Genomic DNA, 15,072 nt, shown 5'->3' with positions numbered 1-15,072 from the left:
CATGAAATATGATCATATTTTAGTCCGTTTTGGTGAGATCTCAACAAAAGGGAAGAATAGAAAGAAATTTATTGAAAAACTAAGACAGCACATTCGATTCGTCCTAAAGGATTTTGAAGCATTAAAGGTTGCATCTGATAGAGACCGCATCACGATTATGCTGAACGGAGAAGACCCTGAACCAATTTCAGAACAGCTCAAAAGTGTATTTGGCATTCAGAGCTTTAGTCTTGCGGTTAAATGTGAGACGAATCTAGATGCGATTAAAGAAGCGGCACTAACAGCGGTACAGGAAGTGTATGAACAAGGAAATACATTTAAAGTCTCAACGAAACGCTCTTATAAACAATTTGAACTTGATTCAAATGAAATGAACCGTGAAATTGGCGGACATGTTCTAAGGAATACGGAAAACTTAACGGTCAATGTGAAACAGCCGGATGTGCATTTACGCATAGAAATCAGAGAGAACGCAACGTACATTACATTTAAAGATGTTAAAGGTGCAGGCGGCCTGCCGGTCGGTTCTAGCGGAAGAGCGATGCTCATGCTTTCCGGCGGCTTTGACAGCCCGGTTGCCGGCTATCAAGCAATGAAACGCGGAATTGAAATTGAAGCTGTGCATTTCTTTAGTCCGCCGTATACAAGTGAACGTGCCAAACAAAAGGTCATTGATCTTGCAGAATGCTTGGCAGCATATGGAGGCGAAGTGAAGCTTCACATCGTACCTTTTACAAAAATTCAAGAGCTGATTCACAAACAAGTACCTGAAAACTATACGATGACATCAACAAGAAGAATGATGCTGAAAATAGCTGACAAAATAAGAGAAAAGTGCGATGCCCTTGCGATTATTACCGGAGAAAGCCTTGGTCAAGTGGCAAGTCAGACACTTGAAAGCATGTATGCCATTAACCATGTGACCAATACACCAATTATCCGCCCGCTCATTGCTGTCGATAAAAATGACATTATTGATGAAGCGAGAAGAATTGGCACATACGATACAAGCATTCAGCCTTTCGAGGATTGCTGTACGATCTTTACGCCGCCGTCCCCTAAAACAAAACCAAAGCTTGAGAAGGTAGAACGCTACGAAAGCTTTGCTGATTTCGAGCCGATGCTGGACGAGGCAGTAGAGCAAATTGAAACAATTATTGTGACAAATGAAAAGAAAGCAGCAGACGAATTCGCTGATTTATTCTAAAACGATAATTTCATAATAATTACCATAAAATCAATCGCATGAAGTCATGTGTTTCTACACATTCTATATTCACAAGGAGGTGAGAACACATGGCTCAACAAAACAGACAAAGCAGTTCTAACCAATTACTAGTACCAGGCGCTGCACAAGCTATCGACCAAATGAAGTACGAAATCGCTTCTGAATTTGGTGTAAACCTTGGTGCAGAAACTACATCTCGCGCTAACGGATCAGTTGGTGGAGAAATCACTAAGCGTCTTGTATCTTACGCTCAACAACATATGGGTGGCGGATCTTTCTAAGACACACAATTTAAAAGCTATGGCTTATGAGCGGGATCCTTCCCGCTCTTTTCTTTTTGTACATATAAATAGTTAGAATATTTTTAAAAAAGAAGACGGATGAAAAAAATTATGGCATAATACTAGGAGTAGGTCCTAATTCAAGCATTTTTCAGTTATGAGTGTTAAAATAGGTAAATTGAAACATGTTTCGTTTCATAAGAAAGAGGCTAAAAGGAGCTGTACCATGAAAAGAGAAGACTTAATTGCACCAGAACAATATAACTTAGTCAGCGAGATTGAAGCGTTCAGTCATGACAAGGAGAAAATGGCCCTGCACTGGCAGGACGGCAATGGCCACGAAGCGCATGTGACGTATGCAGCATTAGTGGAAGAGGCAAATAAAATTGGACATGTTTTATTAAAAGCAGGCTTCAAAAAAGGCGATAAAATCATTGTGATGGTGCCGCGCATGCTCGAGGCATACAGCATTTATTTAGCGATTTTGAAAACAGGAATGGTCGTGATTCCTTGTTCAGAAATGCTGCGTGCAAAAGATATAGATTATCGAATTGAACATGCAGAAGCAAAGGGAGCGATCGTTTACTCTTCATTCATTCAATCGTTCGACGGAACCAAACAGCCAAACGATTTTAAAACATTCTCAATCGGTGAAAACGATCATGGCTGGAGAAACATTCTAGCGCAAAAAGAAGAGCAATCAAACGAACTTGAATTGGGAGATACAAAGCGCACAGACATGGCGTTTTTATCCTACACATCAGGTACAACAGGGAACCCAAAAGGGGTTGTTCATACACACGGATGGGCGTATGCACATTTACGCACAGCTGCAAAAGCATGGCTCTCCATTAGTGAAGGAGATAAAGTATGGGCAACAGCAGGACCAGGCTGGCAAAAATGGGTGTGGAGCCCCCTCTTATCTGTGTTAGGAAGTGGAGCAGAAGGCTTTGTGTATGGAGGGAAATTCAATCCAAATACATACTTAGAGCTGCTTCAAAAAAATGAAATCAATGTCCTATGCTGTACACCGACAGAATATCGCTTTATGGCAAAAGTAGATGATTTAAGTCAGTATGAGCTGCCAAAGCTGCATAGTGCTGTTTCTGCGGGAGAGCCGCTGAACCGTGAAGTCATTGATACATTCAAAAAGCATTTCGATATAGAAGTACGAGACGGCTATGGCCAAACTGAAAGCACACTGCTCGTAGGGGTGCTAAAAGGAATGGACATCAAGCCAGGCAGTATGGGAAAACCAACCCCTGGCAACGAAGTAGACATCATTGATGAGGATGGAAACATCTGCGCACCTGGAGAAATTGGTGACATTGCGGTCCATCTTGAAACGCCGGCTTTATTTAAGGAATACTATAAAGACGAAGAGCGTACAAAGGCGCAGCGCCGCGGCAATTACTTTATTACGGGTGACCGCGCGAAAAAAGACGAAGATGGGTACTTCTGGTTTGAAAGCCGCAGAGATGACATCATTGTCAGCTCAGGCTATACAATTGGACCGTTTGAAGTAGAGGATGCGCTGATCAAGCATCCAGCAGTGAAGGAATGTGCAGTTGTGGCAAGCCCGGATGAAATCAGAGGATCAATCGTGAAAGCATACGTCGTCCTTCGTGATGGAACTGTGCAAAGTGATGAATTGATCAAAGAGCTGCAAACACATGTGAAAAACACAACAGCACCATACAAATACCCAAGAGAAATCGAATTCATTGACGAACTGCCAAAAACACCGTCAGCGAAAATTCGCCGTGTAGAGCTGAGAGAAAGAGAGCTTGCACGAAAAGGTCAATCATAAAGAAGTGAGAAGCGTATGGATGGAAGCATCCAGCGCTTTTTTGTATGGAAAATCAAATTCGTTGAAAGTGAGCATAATGTTTTATGTTAAAATGTGTAGGAATTGCTGAAAAAGGAGAATGTTAGTAGATGTCCATTGCGATCATTCATGGAATTGTACTTGCCTTTGGTCTCATTTTACCTTTGGGCGCACAAAATGTATTTGTATTTCAACAAGGAGCGCTGCAGCCTCGATTATATCGAGCATTGCCTGTCGTCATCACGGCTGCTCTTTGTGACACACTTTTAATTGCTTTAGCTGTCATAGGTGTTTCTGTTGTGGTGTTTACCATTCCAGTGCTGCAAATCGGTCTTTATATCATTGGTTTCTGTTTTTTAGTTTATATGGGATGGTCTGTATGGAACACAAGCTCATCAGCAGGGGATCAAGAGAAGCAGAAATTAATGCCTGCAAGAAAACAAATTTTATTTGCTTGTTCAGTTTCTCTTTTAAATCCCCACGCGATTCTCGATACGATTGGTGTCATTGGTACGAATTCGCTGCAATATAGCGGAGCAGAAAATCTGGCGTTTACACTTGCCTGTATCATCGTGTCCTGGTTATGGTTTATTGGGCTCGCCCTTTTAGGGAAGATGTTAGGAAAGTTAGATACAAACGGCAAATGGATGAACCGTATTAATAAGGCTTCAGCGGTCATGATCTGGCTGGTTGCGTTATACATTGCGTATCAATTGATTGTGTAAAGGTACATAGAGAATCAAACAAAGAAGCGTTTGGACGTAATGATCCTGCGCTTTTTTTATGTTGGAAGTGTAGCAGTCTTACAATATATCGGAATCAAACCTATGAAATTCTTTGAGTTTGGGATGATCGAAAGAACTATTTCAGAAACGTCTGCTCTTCATATGTTGAGATAAGTCACTTTTCTTCTAATTTGATCCTGTTATGTTTTAAAATGACATTGAGGCGGGGTCACTCATCCTCGTCATTTGAAAAGGGGGATATGGATGAAGAAAACATTGTTTAAAGATGCAGCTCTTTTAACACTGGATCCATCTTTAGGTTTTCTTGAAAAGGGAGATTTATTAATTGAAGGGAAACATATTTTAGAAGTTGGACCTTCAATTGAAGTAAGTGATGCTGACATTGTTGATGCATCTGATATGGTCATCATGCCAGGTCTTGTAGATACACATCGGCATGTGTGGCAGTCTGTCATCCGGGGCATAGGAACAGATTGGTCTTTGCAGACATATTTGAGCAAAATCTATTATGGCAACTATGGATCGATGAGACGCCCATCCGACGATCGAATCGCCAATTATTTAGGGGCATTAGAGGCTTTAGATGCAGGCGTGACCACATTTCTAGACTGGACGATGATCAATTCAATGGATCATACAGAAGAGCTCATTGAAGGATTAAAAGATGCGGGTATTCGAGCTGTTTTTGCTTTTGGTTCCTCTGGAGATGCTGAATATTGGGATAGAGAGAGTACGCTCACCAATATGGAGGACGCAGCACGTGTGAAAAAAGCGCATTTTCAATCATCAGATCAGCTTTTAACAATGGGACTTGCGATTCGTGGACCAGAGTTTTCTTCATGGGAGACGTCGGTATTTGAAATTGAAACAGCCCGGTCTCTAGATGCTCTATGCAGTATGCACATCGGCTTTGGGAATTGGGGAGCGGAGGATCGATCGATTGAGCGGCTTCATAAAGCAGGGTTACTCGGACCGGATTTGAACATGGTGCATATTAATGCAATTGATGCGGATCAAATGAAGATGCTGGCAGACAGCGGAAGCTCCATATCCATTACCCCTGAAATTGAAATGATGATGGGTCACGGTTATCCTGTCACAGGACTTGCGATTGCACAAGGTGTTCTTCCAACGCTCGGTGTAGACGTAGTGACAGCGACAGGAGGAGATTTGTTTGCCCAAATGAAATTCGGACTTCAAGCAGAGCGCGCGATCCAAAATCAATCGTTGTTAATGGATGGGATCATGCCGGGGCCTGAACTTGGGCTGTCTGCTCATCAAATGCTTGAGGCTGCGACGATCAATGGCGCTCGTGCATTACAGCTCGATCATAAAATTGGGTCGCTTACACCTGGGAAAGAAGCTGATTTCATCCTAATCGACCGGACAAGCATGAATCTTCTGCCGATGACAGATCCGGCTGGCGCGGTTGTCCAAACGGCACACCCTTCAAATGTTGATTCTGTTTATGTGGCTGGAAAAGCCGTGAAACAAAACGGAAAGCTTGTCGGTGTGAATCTAGAAGAGGTCAAACGAAAAGCTTATGCAGCAAGAGACCATATTTTATCACACAAGTTTGAATCAACACCTTCGTAAATAAAATAACCCCATAGGCGATGCCTATGGGGAATTGATTACAAGGATTCTTTAATGACCTTTTTATAATATTGGACAGACAGAAATCCGAAGACAGAATAGAGGGCAGTGTAAATCGACATGACGATGAGCATTGGAGTCCACAATTCTCCGCCGAACAAAAACCAGCCTGATTGTACAGCAAAGTAGCTGTGCAGCAATCCGATGATGAGCGGAATCCCAAAGTTAAACAGCTGTTTAAGCCGGATGCCTTTTAATAGATCCTTCTCAGTAAAACCAAGCTTACGCAAGATCGTGTAGGAGCTTTGTTCCTCTTCACTTTCATTCATTTGTTTAAAGTATAAAATGCAGCCTGATGTGACAAGGAAGCTGAGACCTAAAAATCCGACCACAAACATCATTAGTCCTATTGTTTGTTTTTGCTGCTGAGCTGAAGCTAATTGAGACATGCTTTTGTCACTTAGTTTTAAAGATGTAAACACGCTATTTGCTTGTTCAAGATTTTTATCATCTTTTATATTAACTGCGTTATATTGGCTATTCTCAAGCTGCAGCTTTGGATCTTTCTGCTTGTCGAGCTCCTCAAAAACATTTTGACTCACGACGGCAACAGGCAGACCGCCAAAAGTGAAGTTGTAAGAAATGAGATAATCTTTCTTCATATCCATGACTTTCAAATCAACAGGCTCCTTGATGAGAAGCTTCACATCGCCTGAGCTTTGAATCGGCATGAATTTCTTTAATAGATCACTGTAGCCGCTTAAAATCACTTCGCTTTTCTCCACATGAATATTTGGTGCGTTTTTCTCACTGATCACAGGCAGTGTCAATACGCCTGGATCATTATTCATATTTTTCAACTCTGAATCCATGATTTTTTTCGCATCAAATTTTGCTTGAATCACTTTGACCTGCTTTTGATCATAAGCAATATGTTTGTCAGAAAGTGCACGAGTGAAGGTTGCTGCTTCTTTTTCTGAGCCCATGACGAAATGAGCTGGAATTTGCTGCTCAGCGGTTTTTTCTGCTGAGTAATAGGAAATGTAGCTAAGAGCCAGCAAACCGATGGCAAGTGCAGATACGGTTGTAATAATCGTTAAAAGCAGTGCATTTGATTTTAGCCGGAACATAATGGATGACAAAGATAACACTTCATGAATGGCGAGATAGCCATTTTTTCTTTTACGTACGATATTGGCAATGAAAGAAACAGAGCCTTTGTAAAAAAGAAAGGTACCGATGATGACAGAGGCTAGAATATAAATCATGGCTAAAAGTAACTCAAGCATCGACGTATATGACCCGGTAAAAAGCTTAGAAGAAATATAATAGCCTGAGCTGATCAGGACAATACCGAAAACCCCAATGATGATTTCAAACACAGAGATCTTTTTCACACGCTGTTCTGTCGAAGATGTTGTTCTAAACAAAGATAAAATGGTCTGTCTATTAATAAACCATCTATTTCTTAACATGATTAATCCATAGATGATGAAAAAGACGATAAGTGTCTGTAAAAGGGCCCTGCCTGAAAAGTGCAGGTTGGCGATGGCGCTGACGCCGGTTACTTTAAATAGCACCATCAGCATGAGTTTTGAACCGATAAATCCAGCTATGATGCCAACACCCATGGAGAATACGTATAGAATAAAATTTTCTGCATTAAGCAGTTTGGCAATTTTTTGTTTCGTCATGCCAATGAGCTGAAGGAGGCCTATTTCTCTCCCTCTGCGTTTAATAAAAATGCTGTTCGCATATAACAGGAAGATCCCAACAATGGCAATGAGTAGTACAGAAGCGGCTTTGATCGCCGCACCGCCCTTAATGGAGCCTTTTACATCATCAAGTGCTGGTGAGTACTGCAAGGTGACAAAGGAAAAATAGAGCGCGACACTAAACACGAGAGCAAACACATATAAATAGTAATTCTTCAAATTTTTCTTCAGGTTACGGAAGATGAGCTGATTAATGTTCATGCTTCACACCGCCTAAGACACCTTGCGTTTTCATAATATCCTCGAAAAACATTTTTCTTTCTAAAGCGCCTTTATTCAACTGTGTATAAATCTGTCCATCCTTGATAAAAATGACGCGGCTTGAATAGCTGGCTGCGACAGGATCATGTGTCACCATCACAATGGTCGCTTTTCGTTTACGATTGAAATCTTGCAGCTTGTTGAGCAGGTCAGATGCAGATTTGGAATCAAGTGCCCCTGTAGGTTCATCAGCGAAAATAAGACTTGGTTCATGAATGAAGGCACGCACCGCCGATGTCCGCTGCTTTTGTCCACCAGAGAGTTCATTCGGGTATTTGTCTCTTAGTTCATAAATCCCCATGTCTTCTGCGAGCTGCTGAAAACGTTCAAAAGCTTCTTTTTTTGGTGTTTTGGAGATGGATAAAGGCAAAAGAATATTTTCTTTGACCGTGAGTGTATCAAGTAAATTATAATCTTGAAAAACAAAGCCAAGCTGCTTTTTTCTAAATTCCGCAAGCTGCTGATCCTTCATTTGCGTCATCTCAGCATCTGCAATACGAATGGATCCGCTGGACACATGATCGATAGACGACAATACGTTCAGAAGGGTTGTTTTCCCCGAGCCTGATGGCCCCATAATACTGACAAATTCCCCGGCTTCAATGTTCAAATCAATACCGCTCAGCACCTCTTGTTTGTTGAATTTATTTCCATAGCTTTTATAAATTTTGCGAGCTTCTAAAATGTTCATTTGCTGAACCCCTTTTTCTTTTAATTGATATCTCTAGTATAAAAAGAAGCCTGCTGGACGTCCTTCGATTTGGCGAACAAAATAGACGAGCATGTGACATTGTTGTCACATGCCTGTTTTTTAAACAAATTGTATGTATACCAGTTTCTTATCAGGATGAGTTTTCTTTCCCCATTTATTTTATCTGTTTTTTACTCTTATGTATCAATCTTCTCTGATTTTTCATGTCATGATGTTGTTTGGAAGCTTTACATGGTCATTTTATTCATGTATGATATGCATATTGAATATATGCATAGTAAATCTATGTATTGGAGGTAACTAAGAATGAAAGTGAGTAAAGAGCTTCTAAAGGGAAGTACATCTACCCTTATATTAAGCTTATTAAATGAAAGACCAATGTATGGATATGAAATGATTAAAGAATTGGAGGCGAAGTCGGAAGGGATTTTCAGTTTTAAAGAAGGGACAATCTATCCTATTTTGCACAATTTGGAGGCGAAAGAATTCATTATCTCTTACTGGGGCGAAGGGAGTGGCAACCGGAAAAGAAAGTATTACAAAATCAATGAACAAGGGAAAGCATTGATACAGGAAAAGAAAGAAGAATGGAAAGTATTTAAACATGCAGTTGATGGCGTTTTGAATGGAGAGAAAATCGCATGGGATTAGATAAAAAGTTCGAGAAGTATGTCAAAAGTGTATGTAAACGAATTAAAAATAAAGATGTTCATTCGAGTGTAAAGCTTGAACTGATGGATCATTTATACACACTAAAAGAGGAAGCAATGAATGCTGGGGTGTCTGAAGAAGAGGCGGTAGATCAAGCGTTGAACCAAATTGGTGATGCGGAAATTCTTGGAATGCAGCTTCATGAAACTCATAAAACCCAAATGGATTTTAAAATGATTCTTCTAGTGTTAGCCACTTGTTTTTGCGGGCTGTTTGTGATGTACTTTTTGCAGTTTCATTCAGATTTTACAAATCTTCAAAACATGAACATTTTTTATAAAAGCCTTGCCTTTTATTTAGTGGGTCTAGTGCTTATGTTTGGTTTGTTTTCATTCGATTATCGGCGCTTATTGAAATACTCTTGGCATTTATACATTGGGACACTCGGAATGCTGATTTTTTCGATGATGTTCGGGGCAAGAGTGAACGGTATACTTTTTTTAAGAATAAGTGATGTATCAATAAATTTGACTGAGATTATGCCTTTTCTTCTAGCTATTTCTTTAGCAGGTATCTTTCACAATTGGAGTTGGGAGAATGGGCTCAAAGCTTGGCTTGGAGTAGGGATTATGGCTTTACCGATTATTTTAATCAGTACGATTGGTTTTCTTCCTGCGACCGTTATCTGTCTGGTCATGTGCTTAACCGTGATGTATGTGTCTAGCGCAAGTTTATGGCAAATCATTATGCTGACAGCAGCAGGCATTTTATATCTGATGGTTGAATTATTTTCTCTTTTTCAAGCAGATGGGCACCTTTCCTTTTATAGAGTTCATGAATTCAGCTCAAACGGGCTTCAGATCACCCCTTATGCCATGTCAGAAGTTCACACGGATTGGATGTTTACATATATCATTTATTCATTTGGCTGGTTCGCAGGGCTCATTGCGCTCATGTTGTTTGTCATCTTTATTTACAGAGTATTTCATACAGCAAAACGAGTGAAAATGGCTTATGGCAAAATGGTCATGACAGGTTTAGCCGCTGTGTTTGCAGCAAAATGTCTCTTAAGCATTTTCACAAACTTTGGCTTTCTGCCTTTATCTGGAGTGTCTATGCCTTTCATGAGTTATGGAGGTTCACATATTCTTCTAGAAATGATGGCTGTTGGGCTGATCTTAAGTATTTATAGACGGAGACAGATGGGAGATGTTTTTCGCCAAGAAGCGGGGAGTATTTCCTAAGTAAACCACCGCAATCTCTTCGCGCAAGTTTTGACAGCCGCGAAGAGATTGCGATTGCTACATGCTCGCAATATGAACAAAATCATTCTTTTTCGGAAAGATGAAGGTGAAGGTTGTACCTTCATCTATCGTGGAGTTGACCTCGATCGTGATCTGAAGAGCGTCTGCTCCTTTTTTCGTTAAATAGAGCCCCATTCCTGTTGAGGCGGTGTCATTGTGATGTCTTGTTGAGGTAAAGCCTTTTTCAAAAATACGAGAGATGTCTCTTGGATCAATTCCTCTGCCTTGATCTGTGATCGTCAGCATGACTTTTTCATCTATTTGCTTGCTTTCAATGACAATATCGGAAGAATGGCTGTATTTGACTGCATTTGTGAGTACCTGTCTGATCATAAAGGATAACCATTTTATATCACTTAATACGGTACGTTCCTCCAGCGTCAGCTCAAAGCCGATTCCTTTTTGCATACACCATGATTGGAGAGCCTTGATTTCTTTCGCTATGATGCTTTGCAGGTCCAGCTTTTCAATGAATAAATCATTTTCGATATGACGTACTCTGCTTTGGTGCAGCTGGGCATCAAGTAATAAATGGATTCTGAGCCACTCATACGTCATATTTGATTTCAGCGGCTGATCTGTTAAGCGGTCAATCATTAAACGCATCGCTGTAAGCGGTGTTTTGACCTCATGTATCCAAGAGAGCAATTCATCTTTTTCTTCTTCAAGAGCGATTTTCTGCTCTGCTGCCATCCGCCGGTAGCGTGCAATTTGCTCTGACGTCGCATCATGGATGAGCTGCTCAAATGGGGAAGAGGGGGTTAGCCGCATTTGATGTTCAATGTCATCATCCCATTCTTTGAGCCTCTCATAATAAGCCGTTTCTTTTCGATATCGAAAAAAGAGAAAGACAATCATGAGAAATGTAGACAATAGCACAATATAAAAAAGAGAAGCGATTGGAATGGTCGTATCCAAATAAGCAACAAACAGAATGAGGAGCTGCAAACTAAGAAAGAAAAGAATCCAGCTTCTTCGTTCTTTTAAAAATGCTTGCAGCATCATTGATCATCCTTTTCCTTTGCAAGATAGCCTTGACCCACTTTTGTCTCAATGAAGGCGCCAAGGGAGATCTCGTCTAGTTTTTTTCTGAGGCGGTTGACGTTTACAGTCAGTGTATTGTCACTGACAAACCGTTCATCCTCCCACAATGCTTGAATGAGTGATTCACGGCTGACGATATGATTTTTATGCTGAATCAATTCCTTGAGAATAAATAACTCATTTTTCGTTAATTCAACCTCACCGTGATCATTTGTTACGGTGTTTTTTTCTAGGTCAATCGCAGCGCCGCACCATACCTTTAGGCTGGCCGGTTCTGCATTATAATCATGCACGCGGCGAAGAACAGCACTAATTTTGGCAATGAGTACGTCAAAGTGGAAGGGCTTTTGCACAAAATCATCGGCTCCGAGCTGCATCGACATGACCATATCAGCAGGGTGGTCTCTTGAGGAGAGGAAGATGATCGGAACATTTGAATGATGCCGAATCATCCGGCACCAGTGAAAGCCATCGTATTTTGGCAGCTGTATATCAATAATGACGAGATCAGGCTGGACAGACGTGAATTCCTGCAGCACCTGATGAAAATCTTGAATCCCATAGACATCATAGGACCAGTTGACTAGACGTTCTTTGATTTCTTGGAAGAGGGTTGTATCATCTTCAATCAGTAGAATCTTAAACAAAATCAGCACCACACTTTTTGTATTCGCTTGTTGTCATTGTAGCGGAAAAAAGTCCCTGCCGCTAGAAGCAGACAAGAAAAAAGCAAGGGAAGAGGTCCCTTGCTTCAGCTTATTTACCTAAAAAGTGCTTTTTAAAGAATGATAGTTGGAATTCAAGTGTGAGTGGGTCATTAAAATAGAATTCCTCTGCATTGGCTTCATACACACGATGTTTTTTGACAGCCGGGATGGACTTGTAAATTTCACTGTTTTGATAGGAATTGTCCATTTCGCTGTTTTTACTAATGATCATATAGTCTCCTGCAAATTCAGGGATGACCTCCTGTGAAACCGCGTAGTAGCCGGCTTTTAATGCTTTTTCTTTTACTTTCTCAGGCATTTTCAGTTTCATGGCTTGATAAAGAATTTCTGTTCCGCGGCCCCATGCATCTCCAAAGACGTAAAGATCTTTTGTGCCGCTTTCAAAGACAGAAACGGTTGCATCTTCGCCGATTTTTGCTTTGATTTCTTTTCCAGCTTCAGCTGCGCGTTTTTTGAAATCTTTAACCCAAGCTTTTGCTTCTTTTTCTTTGTTTAATACTTTTCCAATTTCAATGTGCTGCTGAAGGTAATCAACTTTGTTATACGTAAATAAAACGGTTGGTGCGATTTTTTTGAGCTTTTCTACATTTTTAGTATTGCTTAAGCCAATGATGACATCAGGCTTTAGCTTCATGATTTTCTCTACATTTGCATCAGATACTTCTTCCACATTTTTTAATTTCTTTTGGAAACGCGGATTCTTTTTGGACCAAGAGTCAACGCCGACAAGGTTCACACCAAGTGACATGACATTCCCTGTGTAAGAACCGAGCACAACAACACGTTTTGGATGCGCTGGCAGCTTCACAGGCCCATTTTCAGATTGATATGTAATTTTGTCTGATGATGTGGATTGATTTCCTTTATTTGAGGAAGAGCTGCTGCTATTGCCACATGCGCTCAATGCAAGTACAAAGATGAGCATCAGAGGGAACAATATTTTCTTCATGAATGTAGACTCCTTTGAAATCGGCACATAAGCCGGATATTGGTTGTATTAGTGATAATGATAATTATTATCACTTGGATATCATATCATAGAACTGTGGGCTGTTGTCAATGACATTTTGATAGCTGGTGATAAAAAAATAAAGAGGGGATTTTCGATAAAAAAAGATCAAGGCAGCATGTGTCCTGATCTTTTTTTTATTTAAACCAGCCTTTTTCTTTTGATCGTGTAATGGCTTCGATGCGGTTTTTCACTTCCAGCTTATCTAAAATAATGGAAATGTAGTTCCGGACAGTGCCGCTTTTAATGCTGAGTTCTTTTGCAATTTCTTTTGTGTTTTTACCATCTGCGACGAGTTCAAGAACCGATTTCTCTCGCTCCGTTAAAGGGTTTTCGTCACTATATAAGTCTTCCATCAATTCAGGTGCGTACACTTTTTTCCCTTTCATCACACTGCGAATGGCACTTGCCAGCTCCTCGCTTGGGCTGTCTTTCAGCATGTAGCCGCTGACGCCAGCTTTTAGCGCCCTTTGGAAATAACCGGAGCGGGCAAAGGTCGTTAAAATGATGATTTTCACATCTGATCCTTTAAGCTCTTCCGCTGCATCAAGCCCGGTTTTTCCCGGCATTTCAATATCCATTAAGCAAATATCAACAGGGTGTGTTTTGGCAAAATCGATGGCATCTTGGCCGTTCGTACCTTTCCCAACAACCGTCATATCGTCTTCTAAATCGAGAAGTGAACCGAGTGCACCAAGCAGCATTTGCTGATCTTCCGCGATAAAGATGTTGATCATTTCATTCCCTCCTTTTCTTTTGCTGCTGAATCATTTGGAATGCTCATAATGAGCTTTGTCCCGTCCTTTGTTTCAATCCGCAGGCGGCCATTTGCAAATTCCAATCTTTCTCTTATTCCTAAAAGGCCGTGACCCTTCGTTTGAGAGGATGGATAGTCGCCTTTAAATGTTCCGTCATCCTCAACGGTGATGATGGCTTCCTTTGACTTTTGGTGAATGGTGATTTTACAAACCGTTGCATCACTATGTTTGACGACATTCGTCACCGCCTCTTTGATGCACATGCTCACAATGTTTTCGTTCAGAAGTGAGATGTGTTTCGGTGCTTCCTTTTCATCATAAATCAATTCAATTCCAGCTGCTTCGAGAATTTGCTCGATGTTCGACATTTCATCTTTGATTCGGATGCCTTTCATGGAGGAAACAATCTTCCGCACTTCATTGAGAGACGTTCTGGCGGTCTGCTGGACGCTTTTGAGTTCGGCACGAGCCTGTTCAGGGTCTTTATACACGAGTTTACGGGCAAGATCACTTTTTAAACCGATCAAAGAAAGCTTTTGTCCAAGGGTGTCATGCAGGTCGCGTGCAATGCGCTGCCTTTCTTCAAGTTTCACAAGATCTGCAATCCGTTCATTGGCATATTCTAATTTCTCCTCAAGCCGTTCACGTTCCTTCCTGCTCCGAATGCTGAGAGGAAGAAGAATGGCACTAATCAGAGTGATGACGACAAAAGGAATTTGTGTGAGAAACCAGCCCTTTTTTAAGATCAAACTAAAGTTCACTGCCACGGCGGCACTCGCCAAGTGGATATAGTACAAGATATAAAAGGGAACTTTTCGTTTAATATGTCCGTTAAAATAGGCGATGCAAAAAGCGAAATAAATATAGCTGTAGAGCATCACATAACCAGTTGAAATACCGATCAATAATAGGCCAAAGACATATAATGACCAGCCTTTTGCAACAAAGGCAAAACGATACACAGCGAAAAAGACGACGTTCAAAATAATGCCGATCACAATACCTAAAGTCGAAGGTGTCTTAAGGATAAAATAGAAGGGCAGGATGAAAAAAATGGCCCATATATAGGGGGAAATCCCATGCAATTTTTGAAGTTTAAACTGTTTTTTCATCCGTGTGCCACCTTTTTTCGTTTTTCATTGTTTTTCCTT

The 15,072-nt window shown here is 40.9% G+C and carries 14 protein-coding genes; 7 read left to right on the top strand and 7 right to left on the bottom strand.

All coding sequences use genetic code 11. The annotated features are described in order from the left end of the window. Window position 1: 1 nt before the first annotated feature. The 5 genes from thiI (at window position 2) to NSS80_RS14405 (ending at window position 5,679) form a co-directional block, all read left to right on the top strand. Window positions 2-1,207: a tRNA uracil 4-sulfurtransferase ThiI gene (thiI, locus tag NSS80_RS14425; RefSeq protein WP_041114990.1), complete on the top strand. Its 1,206-nt coding sequence runs from the start codon at window positions 2-4 to the stop codon at window positions 1,205-1,207. Window positions 1,208-1,296: 89 nt separating this feature from the next. Beyond that, window positions 1,297-1,509: an alpha/beta-type small acid-soluble spore protein gene (locus NSS80_RS14420; protein ID WP_024424829.1), complete on the top strand. Its 213-nt coding sequence runs from the start codon at window positions 1,297-1,299 to the stop codon at window positions 1,507-1,509. Window positions 1,510-1,735: 226 nt separating this feature from the next. Continuing rightward, the gene (locus tag NSS80_RS14415) at window positions 1,736-3,319 is read left to right on the top strand and encodes an acyl--CoA ligase (protein WP_041114992.1); all 1,584 of its coding nucleotides are present in this window, start codon (window positions 1,736-1,738) and stop codon (window positions 3,317-3,319) included. Between the two features lie 128 nt (window positions 3,320-3,447). After that, window positions 3,448-4,062 (top strand): LysE/ArgO family amino acid transporter, encoded by a 615-nt coding sequence (locus NSS80_RS14410; protein WP_041114994.1) that lies wholly within the window; start codon window positions 3,448-3,450, stop codon window positions 4,060-4,062. Between the two features lie 264 nt (window positions 4,063-4,326). Further along, entirely contained in the window at window positions 4,327-5,679 is a 1,353-nt protein-coding gene (locus tag NSS80_RS14405; protein ID WP_041114996.1) for an amidohydrolase family protein, read from the top strand. Between the two features lie 38 nt (window positions 5,680-5,717). Here the strand turns inward: NSS80_RS14405 and NSS80_RS14400 are convergent, their stop codons facing one another. Then, window positions 5,718-7,655 (bottom strand): ABC transporter permease, encoded by a 1,938-nt coding sequence (locus NSS80_RS14400; RefSeq protein WP_041114998.1) that lies wholly within the window; start codon window positions 7,653-7,655, stop codon window positions 5,718-5,720. Then, window positions 7,645-8,406 carry an ABC transporter ATP-binding protein gene (locus tag NSS80_RS14395; RefSeq protein WP_041115000.1) on the bottom strand — a complete coding sequence of 254 codons (762 nt, stop codon included), beginning with the start codon at window positions 8,404-8,406 and terminating at the stop codon, window positions 7,645-7,647. Before NSS80_RS14395 ends, NSS80_RS14400 begins: the two co-directional genes overlap by 11 nt. Window positions 8,407-8,733: 327 nt before the next feature. On the opposite strand from NSS80_RS14395, the gene NSS80_RS14390 reads away from it, so the two are divergent. Next, window positions 8,734-9,078, top strand: coding sequence for a PadR family transcriptional regulator (locus NSS80_RS14390; RefSeq protein WP_041115002.1), 345 nt, complete (start codon window positions 8,734-8,736; stop codon window positions 9,076-9,078). Further along, window positions 9,069-10,322 carry an FtsW/RodA/SpoVE family cell cycle protein gene (locus tag NSS80_RS14385; RefSeq protein ID WP_041115004.1) on the top strand — a complete coding sequence of 418 codons (1,254 nt, stop codon included), beginning with the start codon at window positions 9,069-9,071 and terminating at the stop codon, window positions 10,320-10,322. The genes NSS80_RS14390 and NSS80_RS14385 overlap by 10 nt, the downstream gene beginning before the upstream one ends. A 57-nt stretch (window positions 10,323-10,379) precedes the next feature. On the opposite strand, the gene NSS80_RS14380 is transcribed toward NSS80_RS14385, so the two are convergent. From NSS80_RS14380 to NSS80_RS14360, 5 genes are all read right to left on the bottom strand, one after another. Continuing rightward, window positions 10,380-11,384: a sensor histidine kinase gene (locus tag NSS80_RS14380; protein ID WP_041115005.1), complete on the bottom strand. Its 1,005-nt coding sequence runs from the start codon at window positions 11,382-11,384 to the stop codon at window positions 10,380-10,382. Continuing rightward, complete coding sequence (locus NSS80_RS14375) at window positions 11,384-12,073, bottom strand: response regulator transcription factor (protein ID WP_025092270.1); 690 nt, start codon at window positions 12,071-12,073, stop codon at window positions 11,384-11,386. The genes NSS80_RS14380 and NSS80_RS14375 overlap by 1 nt, the downstream gene beginning before the upstream one ends. A 109-nt stretch (window positions 12,074-12,182) precedes the next feature. After that, on the bottom strand, window positions 12,183-13,103 hold the full coding sequence (locus NSS80_RS14370) for an iron-hydroxamate ABC transporter substrate-binding protein (RefSeq protein WP_034279589.1): 921 nt from the start codon (window positions 13,101-13,103) through the stop codon (window positions 12,183-12,185). A gap of 197 nt (window positions 13,104-13,300) precedes the next feature. Beyond that, window positions 13,301-13,900, bottom strand: a complete 600-nt coding sequence (locus NSS80_RS14365) for a response regulator transcription factor (RefSeq protein ID WP_041115006.1) — start codon at window positions 13,898-13,900, stop codon at window positions 13,301-13,303. Continuing rightward, window positions 13,897-15,033 (bottom strand): sensor histidine kinase, encoded by a 1,137-nt coding sequence (locus NSS80_RS14360; RefSeq protein WP_024424817.1) that lies wholly within the window; start codon window positions 15,031-15,033, stop codon window positions 13,897-13,899. Before NSS80_RS14360 ends, NSS80_RS14365 begins: the two co-directional genes overlap by 4 nt. Between the last annotated feature and the right edge of the window lie 39 nt (window positions 15,034-15,072).

The organism is Bacillus sp. FSL M8-0350 (assembly GCF_038593345.1).
Taxonomy (GTDB): Bacteria; Bacillota; Bacilli; order Bacillales; family Bacillaceae; genus Bacillus; species Bacillus safensis.
The sequence above is the reverse complement of the archived record's forward strand: the minus strand, read 5'-3'. Positions and strand labels throughout refer to the sequence as shown.

Bases quoted from the DNA above. Each gene is read 5' to 3' on its own strand.
- thiI (WP_041114990.1), top strand. From the start codon at position 2: ATGAAATATGATCATATTTTAGTCCGTTTTGGTGAGATCTCAACAAAA.
- NSS80_RS14420 (WP_024424829.1), top strand. From the start codon at position 1,297: ATGGCTCAACAAAACAGACAAAGCAGTTCTAACCAATTACTAGTACCA.
- NSS80_RS14415 (WP_041114992.1), top strand. From the start codon at position 1,736: ATGAAAAGAGAAGACTTAATTGCACCAGAACAATATAACTTAGTCAGC.
- NSS80_RS14410 (WP_041114994.1), top strand. From the start codon at position 3,448: ATGTCCATTGCGATCATTCATGGAATTGTACTTGCCTTTGGTCTCATT.
- NSS80_RS14405 (WP_041114996.1), top strand. From the start codon at position 4,327: ATGAAGAAAACATTGTTTAAAGATGCAGCTCTTTTAACACTGGATCCA.
- NSS80_RS14400 (WP_041114998.1), bottom strand. From the start codon at position 7,655: ATGAACATTAATCAGCTCATCTTCCGTAACCTGAAGAAAAATTTGAAG.
- NSS80_RS14395 (WP_041115000.1), bottom strand. From the start codon at position 8,406: ATGAACATTTTAGAAGCTCGCAAAATTTATAAAAGCTATGGAAATAAA.
- NSS80_RS14390 (WP_041115002.1), top strand. From the start codon at position 8,734: ATGAAAGTGAGTAAAGAGCTTCTAAAGGGAAGTACATCTACCCTTATA.
- NSS80_RS14385 (WP_041115004.1), top strand. From the start codon at position 9,069: ATGGGATTAGATAAAAAGTTCGAGAAGTATGTCAAAAGTGTATGTAAA.
- NSS80_RS14380 (WP_041115005.1), bottom strand. From the start codon at position 11,384: ATGCTGCAAGCATTTTTAAAAGAACGAAGAAGCTGGATTCTTTTCTTT.
- NSS80_RS14370 (WP_034279589.1), bottom strand. From the start codon at position 13,103: ATGAAGAAAATATTGTTCCCTCTGATGCTCATCTTTGTACTTGCATTG.
- NSS80_RS14365 (WP_041115006.1), bottom strand. From the start codon at position 13,900: ATGATCAACATCTTTATCGCGGAAGATCAGCAAATGCTGCTTGGTGCA.
- NSS80_RS14360 (WP_024424817.1), bottom strand. From the start codon at position 15,033: ATGAAAAAACAGTTTAAACTTCAAAAATTGCATGGGATTTCCCCCTAT.